At 64.5% G+C, this 18,218-nt stretch carries 14 protein-coding genes and 1 tRNA gene; 9 read left to right on the top strand and 6 right to left on the bottom strand.

The features are described 5' to 3' along the window. Nucleotides 1–39: 39 nt before the first annotated feature. Nucleotides 40–813, bottom strand: a complete 774-nt coding sequence (locus ACI0FO_RS14660; protein ID WP_416027685.1) for an IclR family transcriptional regulator — start codon at nucleotides 811–813, stop codon at nucleotides 40–42. Next, nucleotides 803–1,600, bottom strand: a complete 798-nt coding sequence (locus ACI0FO_RS14655) for an IclR family transcriptional regulator (protein WP_416027683.1) — start codon at nucleotides 1,598–1,600, stop codon at nucleotides 803–805. Before ACI0FO_RS14655 ends, ACI0FO_RS14660 begins: the two co-directional genes overlap by 11 nt. Before the next feature lie 212 nt (nucleotides 1,601–1,812). Between ACI0FO_RS14655 and ACI0FO_RS14650 the strand changes: the two genes are divergently transcribed. From ACI0FO_RS14650 to ACI0FO_RS14630, 5 genes are all read left to right on the top strand, one after another. Then, the gene (locus tag ACI0FO_RS14650; RefSeq protein WP_416027681.1) at nucleotides 1,813–2,979 is read left to right on the top strand and encodes an acyl-CoA dehydrogenase family protein; all 1,167 of its coding nucleotides are present in this window, start codon (nucleotides 1,813–1,815) and stop codon (nucleotides 2,977–2,979) included. Between the two features lie 93 nt (nucleotides 2,980–3,072). Then, nucleotides 3,073–4,056, top strand: a complete 984-nt coding sequence (locus tag ACI0FO_RS14645) for a Bug family tripartite tricarboxylate transporter substrate binding protein (protein ID WP_416027679.1) — start codon at nucleotides 3,073–3,075, stop codon at nucleotides 4,054–4,056. A gap of 18 nt (nucleotides 4,057–4,074) precedes the next feature. Next, the gene (locus ACI0FO_RS14640) at nucleotides 4,075–5,244 is read left to right on the top strand and encodes an acyl-CoA dehydrogenase family protein (RefSeq protein ID WP_416027677.1); all 1,170 of its coding nucleotides are present in this window, start codon (nucleotides 4,075–4,077) and stop codon (nucleotides 5,242–5,244) included. Between the two features lie 19 nt (nucleotides 5,245–5,263). Continuing rightward, nucleotides 5,264–6,259 carry an acryloyl-CoA reductase gene (locus ACI0FO_RS14635; RefSeq protein WP_416027675.1) on the top strand — a complete coding sequence of 332 codons (996 nt, stop codon included), beginning with the start codon at nucleotides 5,264–5,266 and terminating at the stop codon, nucleotides 6,257–6,259. Nucleotides 6,260–6,314: 55 nt separating this feature from the next. Continuing rightward, the gene (locus ACI0FO_RS14630; protein ID WP_416027674.1) at nucleotides 6,315–8,420 is read left to right on the top strand and encodes an acetate--CoA ligase family protein; all 2,106 of its coding nucleotides are present in this window, start codon (nucleotides 6,315–6,317) and stop codon (nucleotides 8,418–8,420) included. A 156-nt stretch (nucleotides 8,421–8,576) separates the two neighbouring features. Here ACI0FO_RS14630 and htpG read toward each other — a convergent pair whose 3' ends face one another. Both htpG and ACI0FO_RS14620 read right to left on the bottom strand, forming a co-directional pair. Next, nucleotides 8,577–10,475 (bottom strand): molecular chaperone HtpG, encoded by a 1,899-nt coding sequence (gene htpG / locus ACI0FO_RS14625; RefSeq protein ID WP_416027672.1) that lies wholly within the window; start codon nucleotides 10,473–10,475, stop codon nucleotides 8,577–8,579. A 121-nt stretch (nucleotides 10,476–10,596) separates the two neighbouring features. Continuing rightward, nucleotides 10,597–11,994 (bottom strand): DKNYY domain-containing protein, encoded by a 1,398-nt coding sequence (locus tag ACI0FO_RS14620; RefSeq protein WP_416027670.1) that lies wholly within the window; start codon nucleotides 11,992–11,994, stop codon nucleotides 10,597–10,599. A 181-nt stretch (nucleotides 11,995–12,175) separates the two neighbouring features. Between ACI0FO_RS14620 and ACI0FO_RS14615 the strand changes: the two genes are divergently transcribed. The 4 genes from ACI0FO_RS14615 to ACI0FO_RS14600 all read left to right on the top strand — a co-directional run bounded on the left by ACI0FO_RS14615 (nucleotide 12,176) and on the right by ACI0FO_RS14600 (nucleotide 15,762). Further along, a complete protein-coding gene (locus ACI0FO_RS14615; protein WP_310032121.1) occupies nucleotides 12,176–13,564 on the top strand; it encodes a uracil-xanthine permease family protein in 1,389 nt (462 codons plus the stop codon). Between the two features lie 163 nt (nucleotides 13,565–13,727). Next, nucleotides 13,728–13,812, top strand: a tRNA-Leu gene (locus ACI0FO_RS14610). Nucleotides 13,813–13,946: 134 nt separating this feature from the next. Next, nucleotides 13,947–15,074, top strand: coding sequence for a site-specific integrase (locus tag ACI0FO_RS14605; RefSeq protein ID WP_253103146.1), 1,128 nt, complete (start codon nucleotides 13,947–13,949; stop codon nucleotides 15,072–15,074). 61 nt (nucleotides 15,075–15,135) lie between these two features. Continuing rightward, nucleotides 15,136–15,762, top strand: coding sequence for a hypothetical protein (locus tag ACI0FO_RS14600; RefSeq protein WP_020926180.1), 627 nt, complete (start codon nucleotides 15,136–15,138; stop codon nucleotides 15,760–15,762). Nucleotides 15,763–15,934: 172 nt separating this feature from the next. On the opposite strand, the gene ACI0FO_RS14595 is transcribed toward ACI0FO_RS14600, so the two are convergent. Further along, a complete protein-coding gene (locus tag ACI0FO_RS14595; protein ID WP_416027669.1) occupies nucleotides 15,935–16,891 on the bottom strand; it encodes a DUF2332 domain-containing protein in 957 nt (318 codons plus the stop codon). A gap of 269 nt (nucleotides 16,892–17,160) precedes the next feature. Next, nucleotides 17,161–18,210: a DUF1254 domain-containing protein gene (locus tag ACI0FO_RS14590; protein WP_416027668.1), complete on the bottom strand. Its 1,050-nt coding sequence runs from the start codon at nucleotides 18,208–18,210 to the stop codon at nucleotides 17,161–17,163. Between the last annotated feature and the right edge of the window lie 8 nt (nucleotides 18,211–18,218).

Genomic DNA, 18,218 nt, shown 5'->3' with positions numbered 1-18,218 from the left:
TGCCGGGCAAACACTTTTGACTTGGGGTCACGAATCCGGCTAAGCCAGCCCCAGCAACTGTTCCGTCTCGCGCGCCAGGGCTACCAGGCGGGGGCCGATATCGGCCGCGCGCTCCCGGTAGGGGCCGTCTCCGGACGGCACGCCGCAATTGAACACGTACAGCAGCGACTGATAGGGACGGCACAGCGGCGCCGCAAAGCCGAAGGCGTCCGGGCGCCACTGCATGTTGTTGCCGCAATAGCCTTTGCGTTCCAGATCGCGGCCGGCGGTCTCCAGACTGGGGAAATGTTCCGCGTAGTAGCGGGCATCGGCCACGCGCAGCTGGTTAAGCACGGCCGCCCGCTCACTGTCCGACGCCCGGCATAGCCAGGCCTTGCCAGCCGCGCTGGCCAGCAGCGGCAACGACCCGCCAATGTCCGGACGGGTTTGCAAAGCGTCGTTGGACCGGGCGGTTTCCACGAACACCATTTGCAGCCGGTCGCGCACCACCAGCGACACCGCGCCTCGGGCGTGGTCGGCCAACTGCTTCATCAGCGGCCGCGCCAGTTGGCGGATCTGCATGCTGGCCAACAACGGGTAGCTCAGCGCCAGCACCGACGCGCCCAGCCGATACCGGGCAGGCGGCCCAGACCGCTGCAGGAAGCCCAGTTCGACCAGCGTGTGCGTCAATCGCGCCACCGCGCTCTTGGACAGGCCGGTCTGTTGCGCGAAATCCTTGTTGGCCAGCTCGGGCCGATCCGCCCGGAAACACGCCAGGATGTCGATGCCATGGGCCAGGGTGGTGGCGAAATCGCGGTCCCGGTCAGGCGCCATCCCGACGCTCCAGCATTTTTTCCACCCGCGCCACCAGGCTAAGCAAACGCGGCGCGATGCGCTGGCGCAGGTCGCGCCCGCGCAACCGCCGTATCGGCACGCCGCAATTGAACACGAAGACCTGCCCGTCCACGCGCCGGCGCATCGGCACCGCCACGGCGTGCACATCGGTGTGCCAATCGCCTTCGGCCAGGCAATAACCGTGCTGCGCGTAATCCCGGCGCGCCTGCTCCCACCCGGCCTGATTGCGCTGCCACGCAGCGGGATCCTGGGCGCGCAGCGCATCCAGCAGCGCGCCGGCTTCGGCGGGATCGGCCTGCGCCAGCCAGGCGCGGCCCATGGCCGACTGCAACATGGGCAGCATCGCCCCGATATCGGGCCGGAACGCCACGGCGTCGTGGCCGCGGCAGGTCTCCAGGTAGACCATGTGCATGCCATGGTGCATGCCCAGCGACGCCGATCCGCCGGCCGCATTCGCCAGGCGCGTCATCAGCGGGCGCGCCAGCTGCCGCAGCTTGATGCTGGCCAACAGGGGGTAGCTGAGCGACAGCAGGGCCGTGCCCAGCCGGTAGCGGCGCAGGCTGCTGTCGTACCGCAACAGTCCTCGCTGCACCAGCGTATAGGTCAGCCGCGAAATCGTCGCTTTCGACAGCCCCGTGCGATCCGCCAGTTCGCGGTTGCTTAGCGCCGGTTCGCCATGCCGGAATGTCTGCAGCAGCGACAGGCCGTGCGCCAGCGTGGTGGCGAAAGCAGGATCGGGGTGGCGGCCGCCCAAGGGCGTGGTCATGGTCGCTATCCGGTAGTTGGCGCTGCGGCGAATGCGCGGGCCCTTGCCGTCGATGATAGAGCAACACCACCCTATTCCGGCTCGTCATGCGTTCAAGATAGCAAAACACTTGTCTCGCATTTGACGGCGCTTTGCTAGCCTGGATTCCCTGCCACCCGGGCTTTCCTCACCCCGCCCGCCAGGCCTGGCACTAAGAAAAACGGAGACACTTCATGATCAGGGACCCCGACGGCTTTTCCGCCTTTCTCGATGCGCTGCGCCGCTTTGTCCGCGAACAGCTGACGCCGCGCGAGGCCGACGTGGCGCGGTCAGACGAAGTGCCGGACGATCTGGTGCGCGCCATGGCCGCCCAGGGCATGTTCGGCTACTCGATCCCCGAAACCTACGGCGGCGCGGGCATGACCACCGAAGAACTGATCCGCGCCGCGATTGAACTGTCCCAATGCTCCGTGGCGTTCCGCGCCCGGGTCGGCACCAATACCGGTATTGGCTCTGAAGCCCTGGTGGCCGACGGCACCGAGCAGCAGAAGGCGCACTACCTGCCTCGCATGGCGTCCGGCGAGCTCACGGGCTGCTTTGCGCTGACCGAGCCGCAGGCCGGGTCCGACGCCACCGCGCTGCGCACGACTGCCGTGCGCGACGGCGACAGCTTTGTGCTGAATGGCGAGAAGTGCTTCATCACCAACGCGCCGCTGGCCGGCCTGTTCACCGTCATGGCGCGCACCGATCCGGACGCGCCGGGCGCCCGCGGCATCTCGGCCTTCATCGTGGAGCGCGGCACGCCCGGACTGTCCACGGGCCAGCCCTACGAAAAAATGGGCCAGGCCGGATCGCCCGTCTCGTCCGTGCATTTCGACGACTGCCGCGTGCCCGCCGCCAACATCATCGGCGGCCACGAAGGCATGGGCTTCAAGACGGCCATGAAGGTCCTGAACAAGCAACGCATCCATCTGGCCGCGTTGTGCATCGGGCCCGCCATCCGCATGCTGGACGACACCATGCGGTTCGTCGCCCAGCGCCAGCAGTTCGGCAAGCCGCTGATGGACTTTCAATTGATCCAGGCGATGCTGGCGGACTGCCAGACGGACATCCAGGCCGCGCTGGCGCTGGTGTTGCAAACAGCGCGCGAACGCGACGCCGGCCAGGACGTGACGCTGAACGCCTCGATCTGCAAGTACTTCGCGTCGGAAATGTGCGGCCGCGTGTCGGACCGTTGCGTGCAGATGCATGGCGGCTACGGCTACATCGCCGACCAGGGCATTGAACGCTTCTACCGTGACGTGCGGCTGTTCCGGCTGTACGAAGGCACCAGCCAGATCCACCAACTGACCATCGCCCGCCACACGCTGACCCAGGCGGGCTACGCGCCCGGCCGCTAGGCCTGGGCGAACCTCGGGACCGCAGCCATTAGAAGCCGGCGGCCCAGCTGGCCCGTTCAACAAAGCGGGCCTTGAACCAAAGGAGAGACTGACATGCTGCATAAGCACTTGCCCAGATGGATCGCCGCCACGGCGGCCGCGTTGGCGTTCGCCGCCGTCGCGCCCCACGCCGCTGCCGCCTACCCGGAAAAACCCGTCCGGCTGATCATCCCGTTCGCCCCCGGCGGTTCCACCGACATCCTTGGGCGTCTGCTGGCCGAAGCGCTGCACCCGATCCTGGGCCAGCCCGTCATCGTCGAGAACAAGCCCGGCGCCGGCGGCAACATCGGCGGCGACTATGTCGCCCGGTCCGCCCCCGATGGCTACACGCTGCTGCTGGCTGCGGCCGGCCCCACGGTCATCAACCCCAGCCTGTACGCCAACATGCCGTTCAACCCGGCCAAGGACCTCGCCGCCATCACCTGCATCGAAAAAGAGCACAACCTGATGGTGGTCACGAAGTCCCTGCCCGCCAAGACCTTGCAGGAATTCCTGCAATACGCCCGCGCCAATCCCGGCAAGCTTTCTTTCGGATCACCGGGCAACGGATCGCCCGCGCAACTGGCTGGCGAACTGCTTAAGCAGAAGGCCGGCCTGCAAGCGGTGCATGTGCCCTACAAAGGCACCGGTCCCGCCATCACCGATCTGGTGGCGGGTCACATCGACTTCATGATCGACAACATGCCGGCGCTGCTGCCGCAGGTGAAGGCGGGCACCATCCGCGCGCTGGCCGTGCCCAGCGACCAGCGCGCCTCCGCGGCGCCCGACCTCCCGACCTTTGACGAAGCGGGCCAAGCCGAGTTCGTGGTGATGGCCTGGAAAGGCCTGATGGCCCCGGCGGGCACGCCACCGGCCGTCGTCGACCGCCTGCACGCCGCCGTGGTCAAGGCCTTGCAGGACCCGCAGTTGCGCAAGCGCTTCCAGGAACTGGGCGCCGAGCCATTGGGAAGTTCCCCGGCGGAATTCGCCAAGCAAATCGCCGACGAAACCGTGTGGTGGGGCAAGCTGGTGCAGTCCACCGGCACCAAGATCCAATAGCGCTGGACGGAGAACACCATGCATCCCAATCAGCAACCTGGCGGCCACGCCGCGCTGCAAGACCTGTGCATTCGCGTTCGCCAGTTCGTAGACGACATCGCCATCCCCGCGGAGTCCCCCGCCATTGCCCGCGATGTAGCTGCCTTGGACCGCGTCGTGGCAAGCCTGCGCGACCAAGCCCGCCAGGCCGGCCTGTATGCCCCGCAACTGCCCTTGGAATGGGGCGGGCTGGGCCTGGGGTGGCACGCCCTGGCCCACGTGCTTGAAGAGGCCGGACGCGGGTTCCTCGGCCCCGCCGCCCTGAACTGCGCGGCGCCCGACCAGCCCAACATGCTGACGTTGCTGCGCCTCGGCACGCCGGCCCAACAAGCGCGTTATCTGCGGCCCCTGATCCGTGCCGAACAACGCGCCTGCTTCGCCATGACCGAGCCCGCCCCAGGCGCCGGCTCCGACCCGTCCATGCTGCGCACCCGCGCCGAACGGCGCGGCCAGCGATGGGTGCTGAACGGCCACAAGCAGTTCATCAGCGGCGGCGTGGGCGCGGACTTCGCGCTGGTGCTGGCGCAGACGGATGCCGGGGCCACGCTGTTCGTCGTCCCTGCCGACACACCCGGCTATCGGGTCGTGCGCGATATCGGCATGGTCACGGGCTATCAAATCGGCGGCCACGCCGAGATCGAACTGGACGGCTGCGACGTGGGCGACGACGCGGTTCTGGGCGAACCTGGCCGGGGCTTGGAATATGCCCAGTTGCGTCTGGAGCCCGCACGCCTGTCCCACTGCATGCGCTACATCGGCCGCGCCCGCCGCGCACTGGAGACCGCAGAGGCCTATGTCACACAACGCGAATCGTTCGGCTCGCGGCTGGCCGATCTGCAGCAGATCCAGGCCATGGTCGCCGACTCGCACATCGACCTGCACGCCAGCCGGTTGATGACGCTGGACTGCGCGCAACGCATGGATCAAGGCCTGTCCGTGAAACAGCACAGCGCCATGACCAAGGTGTTCGTGTCCGAAGCAGTGAACCGCGTGGCCGACCGCGCCGTGCAAATGATGGGCGCCACGGGTTTGTCGGACGACACCCCCGTCGCCATGGTCTGGCAGGAAATGCGCCCTTTCCGCATCTACGACGGCGCCAACGAGCTACACCGCGCCACGCTGGCGCGCCGCCTGCTGGCGCGGGCCTGACCGCCTTTTGGAGACCCTGATGGCTTCCCTTGAATTCCAGGCTTACCGCCTGCATGCCGGCCAGGCCGGCGCCGCCCCGCAAGGCCGTTTCGACACGCTGACGGCCGATGCGCTGTCCGCTGGCGACACGTTGATCAAAGTCGCCTACGCCGGCCTGAACTACAAGGACGCGCTGGCACAGGCCGGACGCGGCAACGTCATCCGCGACTATCCGCGTATCGGCGGCATCGACCTCTCCGGCACCGTGGTCCATTCCGCCGACCCGGCGCTTGCGCCCGGCCAGGAAGTGGTGGTGCACGGCTTCGGCATCGGCGTGGATTGCGACGGCGGCTACGCGGAATATGCACGCGTGCCGCACGAATGGGTATTGCCCTTGCCGAACGGCATCAGCTTGCGCGACGCCGCCGTGCTGGGCGCGGCCGGCTACACCGCCGCCTTGTCGCTGCACTGGATGGAGCACTGCGGGTTGACGCCCGAACACGGCGAGGTGCTGGTGACCGGCGCCACCGGCGGCGTGGCGGGCATTGCCATCGACATCCTCAGCCAGCGCGGCTACACGGTCTGTGCCATGTCCGGCAAGCCGGAAGCCGCTGATTACTTGCGGTCGCTGGGCGCCGCGGACGTCATCGCGCCCCCCGACCTGTCAGGCGCGCTCAAACCGCTGATGAGCGCGCGCTGGGCCGGCGTCATCGATTCCGTCGGCGGCAAGCTGCTGGCCCACGCCCTGGCCTGCGTGCGGCCCGACGGCGTCGTCGCCGCCTTCGGCAACGCGGGCGGCGCGGACCTGCCCGCCTCGGTCATCCCGTTCATCCTGCGCGGCGTCAAGCTGTTGGGCATCAACGCGAACAGTCCGATGCCACTACGCCGCGCACTATGGCAAAAGCTGGCCGCCGACTATCGCCCGACGCGCCTGGCGCTGGCCTCGCGCGTGATCGAACCCCGCGACTTGCCGCAGGCCTTGGCCGCCCTGCTTGAACGCGGCAGCATCGGCCGCAGCGTCGTGCGCTTTTCCTAAGCGCTTTTCCCACGCGCCTTCCGATCGCGTTTTCCGACCCCTCTTCGCACAGACCATGACTCAGCCCTCCGATTCCTTGTTGACCCGCCTGTTCAACCCCGGCAGCATCGCCATCGTGGGCGCGTCCGCCACGCCCGGCAAGATCGGCGCCATGCCGGTCACCCTGCTGCGCCAGCATGGCTACGACGGCCGCATCCTGCCCATCAACCCCCGCGCGGAATCCATCCAGGGCCTGCCCGCCGCGCCTGACCTGGCGGCGCTAGACACCGAGGCCGATCTGGTCATCCTGGCCGTACCGGCCGCACACGCCGCGCAGGCGCTGGAACAGGCGCGTCCGGGCCAGGTCGGCGGCGCGGTGGTGTTCACGTCGGGCTTCTCGGAAATCGGCGCCTCGGGCGCCGCCATGCAGGAACAGCTGTGCGCCATCGCCCGCGAACGCGGCATCCGGCTGCTGGGGCCCAACTGCCTGGGATTCATGAACATCCGGCGCAACATCTACGCCACGTTCTCGCCTGCCCCCGCCAACGGCACGGTGGCCCCGGGCGGCATCGGCATGGTGTCGCAAAGCGGCGCGTTCGGCGCCTATGCGTACTGCATGGCGCGCGACCGCAGCCTGGGCCTGTCGCACTGGATCAGCACCGGCAACGAGGCTGATATCGACGTGGCGGACTGCATCGAATGGCTGGCCCGCGATGACGACACGCGAGTCATCATGACCTATATGGAAGGCTGCCGCGACGGCGACAAACTGCGACGCGCCCTGTCCGCCGCACGCGACGCCGGCAAGCCCGTCGTCGTCACCAAGATCGGCCGCACCCAGGCCGGCGCGCAGGCCGCCGCCTCGCACACCGCCGCCCTGGCAGGCGATGACGCCGTCTATGACGCCCTGTTCCGCCAATACGGCGCGGTACGCGCCCGCACCGTCGAAGAATTCTTCAACCTGGGCTACGCGCTGGATACCTGGAAGCAACGGCCCCAAGGCAAGCGCCTGGGCATCTTCACGATCTCGGGCGGGGTCGGCGCGTTGATGGCGGACGATGCCGAAGACGCCGGCCTGTTGCTGCCCGAGCCCGCCGCGGATGCCCAAGCCAGACTGCTGGAAAAGGTGCCCTTCGCCAGCGGCCGCAACCCGGTCGATGTCACCGGCCAGGTCGTCTCCGAACCCGGGTTGCTGTTGGCCACCGCCGAAGACATGCTGGCCGACGGCCGCTACGACGCCCTGGCGGTGTTCCTGGCCGCGGCGGGCTCGTCCGACACCCTGTGGCCCACCTTCGAAACCTTCGCCCGGGAAATGCGCGCGCGGCAGCCTGACGTGCCGCTGGCCATCTGCGCGCTGTTCCCACCCGACCGCCGCCGCGAACTGGAAAAGCTGGGCACGCTGGTATTCACCGACCCCAGCGCCGCGATCCGGACCATCGGCGCGGTAGCGAACCTGGCCGCGCAGGCAGAGGCCGAACCGGATCAAGCCATCCCCGCTACGGACGCCACCGCGTCCCGACAGGCGTCCTACAACGAAGTGCAGGCCATGGACGTGCTGCGCCAGGCCGGCCTGCCCGTGCCCGACTGCACGCTGGCCAATGACGCCGACAACGCCGTGCGCGCGGCCGCCCGGCTTGGCGGCCCGGTGGTGATGAAAGTGGTGTCGCCCGACATTCTGCACAAGAGCGATGTCGGCGGCGTGAAGTTGGCCCTGGTTGGCGACGACGCGGTACGCGGCGCCTACGCCGCCATCCTGGACAGCGTCCGCACCCATCGCCCCGACGCGCGCATCGACGGCGTGCTGGTCGCGCCCATGGCACAACAAGGCGTGGAGTGCATCGCGGGCGTGCATGGCGACCCCGTGTTCGGACCCGTCGTCATGTTCGGATTGGGCGGTGTCTTCGTGGAAGTACTGAAAGACGTCAGCTTCCGCCTGGCGCCCTTCGGCCGCCAGCAGGCGCTATCGATGATCCGCGAAATCAAGGGCTATGCGCTGCTGCAAGGCGCGCGCGGCACGCCCCCTTGCGATATCGATGCGCTGGCCGACGCGCTGGTCGCGCTGTCGCGCTTCGCCTATTCGCGGCGCCACGACATCAGCTCGGCCGAGATCAACCCATTGCTGGCCTTGCCCGTGGGCCAAGGCGCGCTGGCCCTGGACGCGGTGCTTATTCCCACCGTTTAGCGTGTTTGCGGGTGTTCGATGTGATCCACCGGCCCAGGCGTTCGATCAGCGTGCGTTCTGTGCCGGCGGCGACTTGTTCCAGCCGGCGATATTGACATCGCGGCAATAAAAAAAGGGCACCCTCCAAGGTGCCCTTTTCTTCACCACGCGTACCGCTTACTTCAGCAGCAGCGCGTTCAACCGCTTCACAAAAGCCGCCGGATCCGCGATCTGCGCGCCTTCGGCCAGCAAGGCCTGGTCCAGCAGCAGACGCGCCCATTGGTCGAACTCGCCGTCTTCCGCCGCGCGAATGCGCGCCAGCAGCGGGTGTTCCGGGTTGATTTCCAGCACCGGCTTCACGTTCGGCGCTTCCTGGCCGGCGGCCTTCAGCATGCGCAGCAGGTGCGGGCTGAGTTCATTCTGGCCCACCACCACGCACGCCGGTGAATCCACCAGACGCAAGGTCACGCGCACTTCCTTGACCTGATCTTCCAGCGTCTTCTGCAGACGCTCGACCAAGGGCTTGAAGTCCTCGGCCACTTCGGCCTGGTGCTTCTTTTCTTCTTCGTCGGCCAGCTCGGCCAGGTCCAGGCCGCCCTTGGCGACCGACACCAGCGACTTGCCATCGAATTCGCGCAGGTAGGACAGCATCCATTCGTCCACGCGGTCCGACAGCAGCAGCACTTCGATGCCCTTCTTGCGGAAGATTTCCAGATGCGGGCTGTTGCTGGCCGCGGCGAACGTATCCGCCGTCACGTAGTAGATCTTGTCCTGGCCTTCCTTCATGCGCGACACGTAGTCGGCGAACGACACCGTCTGCGCTTGATCACCCGAATGCGTGGACGCAAAACGCATCAGCTTGGCGATACGTTCCAGGTTGGCCGAATCTTCGCCCGCGCCTTCCTTCAGCACCTGGCCGAATTCCGACCAGAAGGTGGCGTAGTCTTCCGCCTTGTTCTCGGCCAGGTCTTCCAGCAACGACAGGATGCGCTTGGCCGACCCTTCGCGGATCGCGCGCACGTCACGGCTTTCCTGCAGGATTTCACGCGACACATTCAGCGGCAGGTCGGCGGAATCGATCACGCCGCGCACAAAGCGCAGGTACGACGGCAACAGCTGGTCGGCGTCGTCCATGATGAACACGCGCTTCACGTACAGCTTCACGCCATGGCGGCCGTCGCGGTCCCACATGTCCATCGGGGCATGCTTCGGCACATACAGCAGCTGCGTGTATTCGCTACGGCCTTCCACACGGTTGTGCGTCCAGGCCAACGGATCGTCATAGTCGTGCGACACCGTCTTGTAGAACTCGCGGTACTGCTCTTCCGTCACGTCCGACTTGCTGCGGGCCCACAGCGCGTTCGCCTGGTTCACCGTTTCCAGCTCGTCGGTCTTGACCTGTTCGCCCTTCTCTTGATCCCACTCTTCCTTGGCCATGCGGATCGGCAAGGAGATGTGGTCGGAATAGCGGCGCAAGATCTCACGCAGCTTCCAACCGTTCAGCAATTCGTCTTCATCGGCGCGCAGGTGCAGCGTCACGTCGGTGCCGCGCGTGGATTTCTGGGTGGCGGCAATCGTGAATTCGCCCTGGCCGTCCGATTCCCACTGGATTGCGTCCGTGGCGCCGGCGCGGCGGCTGACCACCGTGACCTTGTCCGCCACGATGAACGAAGAATAGAAGCCGACGCCAAACTGGCCGATCAGCTGCGCGTCCTTCTGCTTGTCGCCCGTCAGTTGGGAAAAGAACTCCCGCGTGCCGGAACGCGCGATCGTGCCCAGATTGGCCACGGCCTCGTCTCGCGACAGGCCAATGCCGTTGTCGGAAATCGTGATCGTGCGAGCGGCCTTGTCGTAGCTGACCGTGATAGCCAGTTCGCCATTGCCTTCCAGCAGCTCGGGCTGGTCGATGGCTTCAAAGCGCAGCTTGTCGCAAGCGTCCGATGCGTTCGACACCAGCTCGCGCAGGAAAATTTCCTTGTTGCTGTACAGCGAATGGATCATCAGGTGCAGCAGCTGCTTCACCTCGGCCTGGAACCCCAGGGTTTCGGACGTGGAAGACGTGGCGGTTTGGCTCATAGTTTTACGTGAAGGTCGAAAAAATTAGGGACAAATAACGGGGCATCCCGGGGCGGCAACCGCGCCTGGCATCCCGGAGACCCTACTGATGTGGGGGCTATGAGGCACTTTTCAAGACGGGTCAGAACCAGGACAGAAAACTCCGGTACCGGACCTTCGCCTCCAGCACCTCGTCGCTGGCCGGCGCCACCAGCTTTCCGCCCCGGATCAGCTGGCGGATATCGTCCATCCGGATATCCAGGGTCTGCTGCGAGCGCAGCAGGAAATCCGCCGTGTCGCCGTCCATGATCCGATAAATAGGGCTGAAGACCAGCTGGCTGCTGCCCGTCTGATCCAGGTAATAGCGCTGGTCGCCGTTTTGCCAGACCGAACCGAACTGGTGATATACGTCGCCCAGTTTTTTCCAATCGCCGCCCGGCGCGTCCTTCAAGCGCTTGATCAGCGTCGAGCGAGAAACCAGCCCGCCGCCGCCTCGGGACGAACTCCAGGATTCCGCCCCCTTCAAAAACAGCACTTGCTTGCCGTCCCAGAACACAAAAGGCGACAACGCGGTAAAGCCGCCGGAGGCGAACGGGTCGTCACCGGCCCGCTCCATCCGTTGCTTTTGACCGTTATAGAAATAAATGCCGTCCCTACCCGCAAACAGCGCCTGGTTCACATGCTGCCCGTCCTTGCTAAGCAGCCGGTATGGCGCATGCGCCGCGTCAAACGCCTGCGTGCCCACATACACCATGCCGTCACGTGGATCGTAGAGATACGGCTCGCGATCCAGATCGCCCACCTTGAACGCGCGAAGCCCCGGATCATCCGACAAGGGCAGCAACGCTTCATGGAAATAGACATGCCGCCCATCGCCAAAAAAATCATCGCTTGGCGCCTCTCTGCCGTCCCGCGGCGCGGGCAGACGCCGCAACGTATCCGGGTTCGCCTGCGGCAATTCGCTGCCACGGTAGAACACCTTTGCGCCATCGGTCGCCAGGTCACGGTCCAACAGTGCCCGGTACGGCTGCGCGCTGCCGGGCAGCGCGCGGAAGGGGTACAGGTAATTCTGCGGCTTGGCGCCACGCCCCATCCCGAAGAGAACTGTCTGCCAAACCTCTTGGACCGGGCTTAAGTCGGGGTTCACCACCGAGAACAACGCGCAGTAATAGGTCGTCGACCCGTCGCCGAAATAACTGTTGCCCAGGTATTGCGTGGGGGCCGGCGACATGCCTGGCAGTATCCGGTTGCCGCAATACACGTGACGGGCGTCTTTGGCCGCCTGGCGGCCGTCATAGGCCGGCGTGTCGAACGGCTGAAAGCTTGCCGGGTCCGCCTCATCCACCGGGTAATAGCCGTTGCTGGGCACGGCGGCGTAAATAACGCCCTGATAGCGCTTATAAATACTGGCCCGATAGGACTCGCCTTTATCGGCGGCCGCGTAGGGATCGTCGTCCAGCACGAATATCAGCAGCGACATCGGCAAACCGGCGATGAACAGCGCCAAGACAATCCCGATCCATCTAGTGCGCTTGTGCATCACGGTTTCTGCATCGCAATTTGGCCCGGCGGGCGCCTATGGCTCGAGGTTGGCGGCACAAATTCTATCAAGCAGGCTTGGCCCCAGGCGTGCGCGCGCGTTTTCCCCGGGCGGGCTAGCGCCTTCCCCGCTAAAATCCCGCACTTTCCCCCTCCTACCCCCACCTGGCCGGCCCCCCGCCATGCAACCCGCCTCCCTCTCGCAACCCGCCCCCCATCGCGCCGCCGACGACGCGCCCAGCCATGACCTGGTCTACGGCCCCGACGATCGCCCCGCGCCCCCCGTCGCCTTCGTCGCCGCGCTGCAGCACCTGCTGGCCATCCTGGTTCCCATCGTCACCCCCGGCCTCTTGATCTGCCAGGCGCTTGGCGTCAGCTCCCGCGACACCACGCTGATCGTGTCCATGTCGCTGGTCATCTCGGGCATCGCCACCTACGTGCAGTGCAAGCGCTTCGGCCCCCTGGGCGCGGGGCTGCTCATCGTGCAGGGCACCAGCTTCAACTTCGTCGGACCGCTGATCGCAGGCGGTTCGGTCATGGTCAAGCAAGGCACGCCGGTCGAAGCCGTCATGGCCGCGATCTTCGGCGTCGTCATCGCCGGCTCGTTCGTCGAAATGGGCATCAGCCGCATCCTGCCCTTCGTCAAACGCCTGATTACCCCGCTGGTCACCGGCATCGTCGTGCTGCTGATCGGCCTGACGCTGATCAAGGTCGGCCTGATCAGCATGGGCGGCGGCTTCGGCGCCATGGCCAACGGCACCTTCGCCAGCGCGGAAAACCTGACCCTGTCCGGCCTGGTGCTGGGCACCATCATCCTGCTGAACCGCGTGCCGGTCGTCTGGATCCGCAGCACCGCCCTGGTGCTGGCGCTGGCCGTCGGCTACATCGCCGCCGCCGCCATGGGCCGCCTGGACTTCACCGGCGCCCGCGAAGCCGCCCTGTTCCAGATCCCCGTGCCGCTGCACTTCGGCCTGGGCTTCTCGTGGGCGCTGTTCGTGCCGATGCTGATCATCTACCTGGTCACGTCCCTGGAAGCCATCGGCGACGTCACCGCCACCAGCAAAGTGTCCAAGCAGCCCGTCGAAGGCCCGCTGTGGATGCAGCGCATCAAGGGCGGCGTCCTGGTCAACGGCGCCAACTCGCTCCTGGCCGGCGTCTTCAACACCTTCCCCAGCTCGGTCTTCGCGCAGAACAACGGCGTGATCCAGTTGACCGGCATCGCCAGCCGCCACGTCGGCGTGTGGATCGCCGGCATGCTGATCCTGCTGGGCCTGTTCCCGGGCGTGGCGGGCGTGCTGCAAGCCGTGCCGGAACCCGTCCTGGGCGGCGCCGCCATGGTCATGTTCGGCGCCGTCGCCGCGTCCGGCATCAACATCCTGGCCGGCATCCACCTGGACCGCCGTGCGCTATTGATCATCGCCGTGTCCCTGGCCCTGGGCCTGGGCGTGTCGCAAGTGCCGGAAATCCTGTCGCACCTGCCGCATGCGGTCAAAAGCGTACTGGAATCGGGCGTCGCCACCGGGGGCATTTGTGCGCTGGTGATGAACTGGTTCCTGCCTGAAAAGAAGTAAGTCCCGGAAGGGGCCGATCGGGGTTGCCGCGTGCCGGCAGCGCCCGAACCGGCCTCGTCGGACGGGCCCGATTCCGGGCCACCTGACAATTTACGAAAGTCCGCATATAATCGCTGTCTTCGTTCTCCCGCAGCCGTCATCTGGACGTGTTCGCGACCCCCTTGCCCGGGTGGTGAAATTGGTAGACGCAGGGGACTCAAAATCCCCCGCCGCAAGGCGTGCCGGTTCGATTCCGGCCCCGGGCACCATCTAAAAATCTTCTGATGATTCAAGCCATTAGAAGATTTCGCAGTACAAGCCCCGCACCGGGGGATTTTCCTAAAATTGTGGTCAGGTACAGTTTCGGTACAGTGATGCGGCGCTAGCCCCATACGGAGTACTCATGGCTACGATCGTTAAGACTTCCTCGGGCACTTGGAAAGCCCTCATTCGCAAGACCGGCTGGCCGGCCACGGCCAAGACGTTCCGCACCAAGCGGGACGCCGAAGACTGGGCGCGCCGTACCGAAGACGAAATGGTACGCGGCGTGTACATCCAGCGAGCACCGGCCGAGCGCATGACCGTCGGAGCGGCGTTGACCCGCTACCTCAAGGAAGTCACGCCCACCAAGCGGGAATCGACCCAAGCCGGCGAACACAAGAAGGCACAGGTCATCATCCGCCATCTTGGCAAGTACTCGCTGGCCGCCCTGAACGCCGAGATCGTGGCGCAGTTCCGTGACATGCGACTGGCCGGCGACCCGGACAAGCATGGCAAGCTACGGCCTCGCAGTAACAACACGGTACGCTTGGAACTGGCGCTGCTGGGCCACTTGTTCACCGTCGCGATCAAAGAATGGGGCATCGGCCTGCCCTTCAATCCCGTGTCCAACATTCGCCGCCCTGCCCCCGGCTCGGGCCGCAACCGGCGATTGACTCCCGAAGAACAGACCCGCCTGCTGCAAGCCGTGGACAGGCACTCCAACCCGATGTTCGGCTGGATCGTCCGCATTGCCGTTCAGACCGGCATGCGGCTGTCCGAGATTGCGACGCTGCGTATTCGGCAAGTGGACATCGAGCGGCGCGTCGTGCGGCTGGACCACACCAAGAACTCTTCTCCCCGCACCGTTCCTCTGACTGCCGAGGCAACGCGAGTGTTCACCGAGGCACTGGCCAACCCCTTGCGCCCAGCCGAAACCGAACTGGTGTTCTTCGGCGAACCCGGCCGGGATGGCATACGACGCCCCTACCTGTTCGACAAAGCATGGACCGATGCCAAGCGAGCAGCGGGCCTTGAAGACTTCCGCTTTCACGACCTGCGGCACGAGGCTGTCAGCCGGTTCGTGGAAGCCGGCTTGAGCGATCAGGAGGTGTCGGCCATCAGCGGCCACAAGTCGATGCAGATGCTCAAGCGCTATACGCACCTGCGGGCCGAAGACCTGGTGCAGAAGCTGGACCGCCTCGCGCGTCGCGCGCCGTCCACTTCTAAACAACGGAGTGAGGCCGACTCCCAAACAGAGAACAACGCATAATCGCTCCATCGCGTTGCCATAATGAATAACCGATTGTCTTAACCTACGGAGGAAGCTAGTTTTGCATACCGCTATCAAGATCGTCGCTATCAGCAGCCTTGCCCTTACCCTTGCCGCGTGCGGCAGCGCCAAGGACGCCAACAAGAGCAACTTCAGCAAGGCCATCCAGGCATACCTGGATACTCAGAAGGGCCTGTGCGCTGCGATTCCCGCAAAGGGCTTGCCGTTCACCCTGGCGAATCAAGACATGCTGGGCGGTCAGAGCAAGAAGCGCGCCGACGCGCTGGTCGATGCCGGGCTGCTGACGAAGCGAGACACCGAAGTCAAAGCCATGTTCGGCAACAAGATGGAGCCGGCCACCGAATACCAAGTCACCGACACCGGCAAGAAGTTCCTCGTCGCCAATGGTGCCAACACGATGGCTGGACAAGATGCCTTCTGCACCGGAAAGTACACCGTTGTGGAAGTGAGCAACTTCACTGAACCCAGCGACATGATGGGCGTAAAGCTGTCGCAGGTGAACTACCGCTACAAGGTAGAAGGTGCAGATGACTGGGCCAAATCGGAAGGCATGCGTGCCAATTACAAGAATTTTGCGGAACAGACCCAGGGAGATATACAGGGTAAAGCGGCTGTCATCCTGACCAACGATGGATGGATGCACGAGCGCCTATTCAAGCGCGGATAACACCCCTGACGCAGTTCCAAATCGAAAAGGCCTTTCACCTATGAGTGAAGGGCCTTTTCTTTGGCTCTACACCGCTCTGCGGGGTGATTCGGGTCGCCGAACGACACAGAGCGGTCTCTTCTATCTCTTGATGGCGAAGACTCCGACGGCGGGTAGCGACGAAAGCGCTGAATCACAGCCATTGCAACACGGCACCATGCGGATCCGTCCAGGCCAACGCATGGCCATCGGCACATAACAGGAACATGCCGGACGGTTGCGGGGTGGCCGCGGGCAAGAATTGTGGAAATACCAATGGACTTTCGTTGCTAATCCAGACGCAACGCGAGGCCAACATGTTGCGTGCAAATTCATTGCGCAGTGCCTGGTCCATAACGTAGTTCAGGACGGCGGAGTGATACACAACCACGGTCGCTTCCGCCGGAGCCTGTTCGATTAAGGAAGCAAGATCCCGCAGCAAATCGCCCCGGACGATCTGAGGCGGCGCGCGTCTGCAAATCCGGAGCGCAGACTGAAGGCGTGCGAGTCGATCGCCATCCTCGGGCCACACCAAGTCCTCAAGCCACTTCCTATCCTCGTCGCAGTGAACGTCGATTGGGCTCAGGTCTAGTCCAGCCCTCCACACAATTTCAGGATAGGTGTGGGGGAGAGAGCCCGCGCCGGAGACCGTACAGGGGAATACCGGATAACCCAAATCGTCTCCACACGGAGCCAGGCGTTGTCCCCCCCAGTCGTAGCCGTATTTGTCCATCAGCAGGCACAGCCCTGCAGAGGCCCCCACTTCGATGAGCGCTATCTTGCCCCTGACCGAAGCAAGAGCAGGCAACAATACTGCACAGCGCCCCGGTTCGTTAGTCTGCGTGGAACGAGTCAGCATAAGAGCCCGAATGGCGGCGTCATGTTGCGCCAGGCCTGCATCGAATTCCGCAGGCGACGTGGGCACGCCTACGATATGCCGGAACGCTGCAAACAGCAGATTGGGTTGCTGTTTATCTACAGGTAGACCCTGTAAAAACGCCAGTGCGTCAAGCGAATTCGCGACATGCAACGCCCATTGTTCATACAACGGCGAGCGCCCCGCCGCCTCGACTTTTGCAAATCTCAAATAGCGATCAGCAATTCGATCCATGCCATCTCCCATACGCAGATGAGTCCCGGCAGATTAGCATCGCTCGCGGGAGCCGGGCGCGCCACTAAGCAGCTGCCAGCTGTGAATATTGACCTTGCATTATGACCGCTATTGGCCGGGTGCCGTCTATGACGACAGACCGATCCCGACCCAATGGCGACGCGCGTCGAATTCGGTGGAACGACCGCTCTTCCGTCGTCTTCGGACATTCAATCGTGCCACTGTAGTTACTGTGGACGGTTGGCCGACAGGGCGCCGCCAGTCCAGCGTCAATTTACGCGCTGGGGCTGCGGGGCGACCCATTTGCCGTTGAGAATTTCGCCGCGTGGGCGATACAGTCGAAGCGTGTAGTTCCAGCCTCGCATCGTCGGCAAGCAGTTCGGGATCTTGCCATCGCATCCCCCGAACTGGACCAGAACTGAGCCATCGACTTCTTTTTTAGACGTGATGTTATTCAGCGAATAAGCGTTGTAGTCGTTCTTCTGAAAGTAGCCATCCGCGTTGTACAGGCTGATGGACCAGAACCCATCGACTGGCACGTCTTTGAGGCGGAGCTTGTAGATGGTGGCGCCGTCGTTGTTCGGGGGGGTGAAATTAAGATAGATGGCATCTTTCCGTGGATTTCCGCCCCAGGTCGTGGCTGCGGCAATCAATCGTTGCACTGGGTCGACCTCTCCCTTGAGTCCAAATGCGTGGCTGGTGTCGGTCATCGTTGTCCCAAGCACGATAAGGGCGTCACGCACCTTCTTCTGGCTGGCAGGGTCCCACCTAGGCACCTCGAAAGTGCCTGACGACTTTTGCTCGACTTTCAAGGCGTCTTGCAAGGCGTGCACCTTCTGCATGTCTGCCGGGTCGTTGGGGTCGACAAGCGTCCGGATTCCCACCAGGACATAACGCGTACCGACCTGTTTTCTCGTGAGCGTATGCCTTCCCGGCGTGTAGATCGCCGGGAGAGAATACTGGTCTTCGCTGACCACCTGCATCGACATGAAGCGGCGGCCAGCGTCAGGAAGCGTGATGGTCACGGGGCCGGCATCCAGGTCAAAGACCGCAGCCGAATAAAGCGTATCGCGGTTCTGACGGATGATCGTCTGCGCGTCGACCGGCGATAGATCGCGATGATGCTCGAACTTTCCGAACCCGCCTTCTTTTATTGCCACCGCGCCAAAGTAAGTGTCAGACTCGGCGCGAATGAAGTTATCCACGGTGACCGGTACGGTACTTTTGGTTTTTTCAGTCTCGGCAGCTACCGTCTGTGACGTATAAAGAGAGCCCAGCGCTGCTGCAATCACAACAGGGACATGGAAAGCGCGCATCATATTTCTCC

Source organism: Achromobacter marplatensis (assembly GCF_049060505.1).
Taxonomy (GTDB): domain Bacteria; phylum Pseudomonadota; class Gammaproteobacteria; order Burkholderiales; family Burkholderiaceae_B; genus Achromobacter; species Achromobacter marplatensis_A.
The sequence above is the reverse complement of the archived record's forward strand: the minus strand, read 5'-3'. Positions and strand labels throughout refer to the sequence as shown.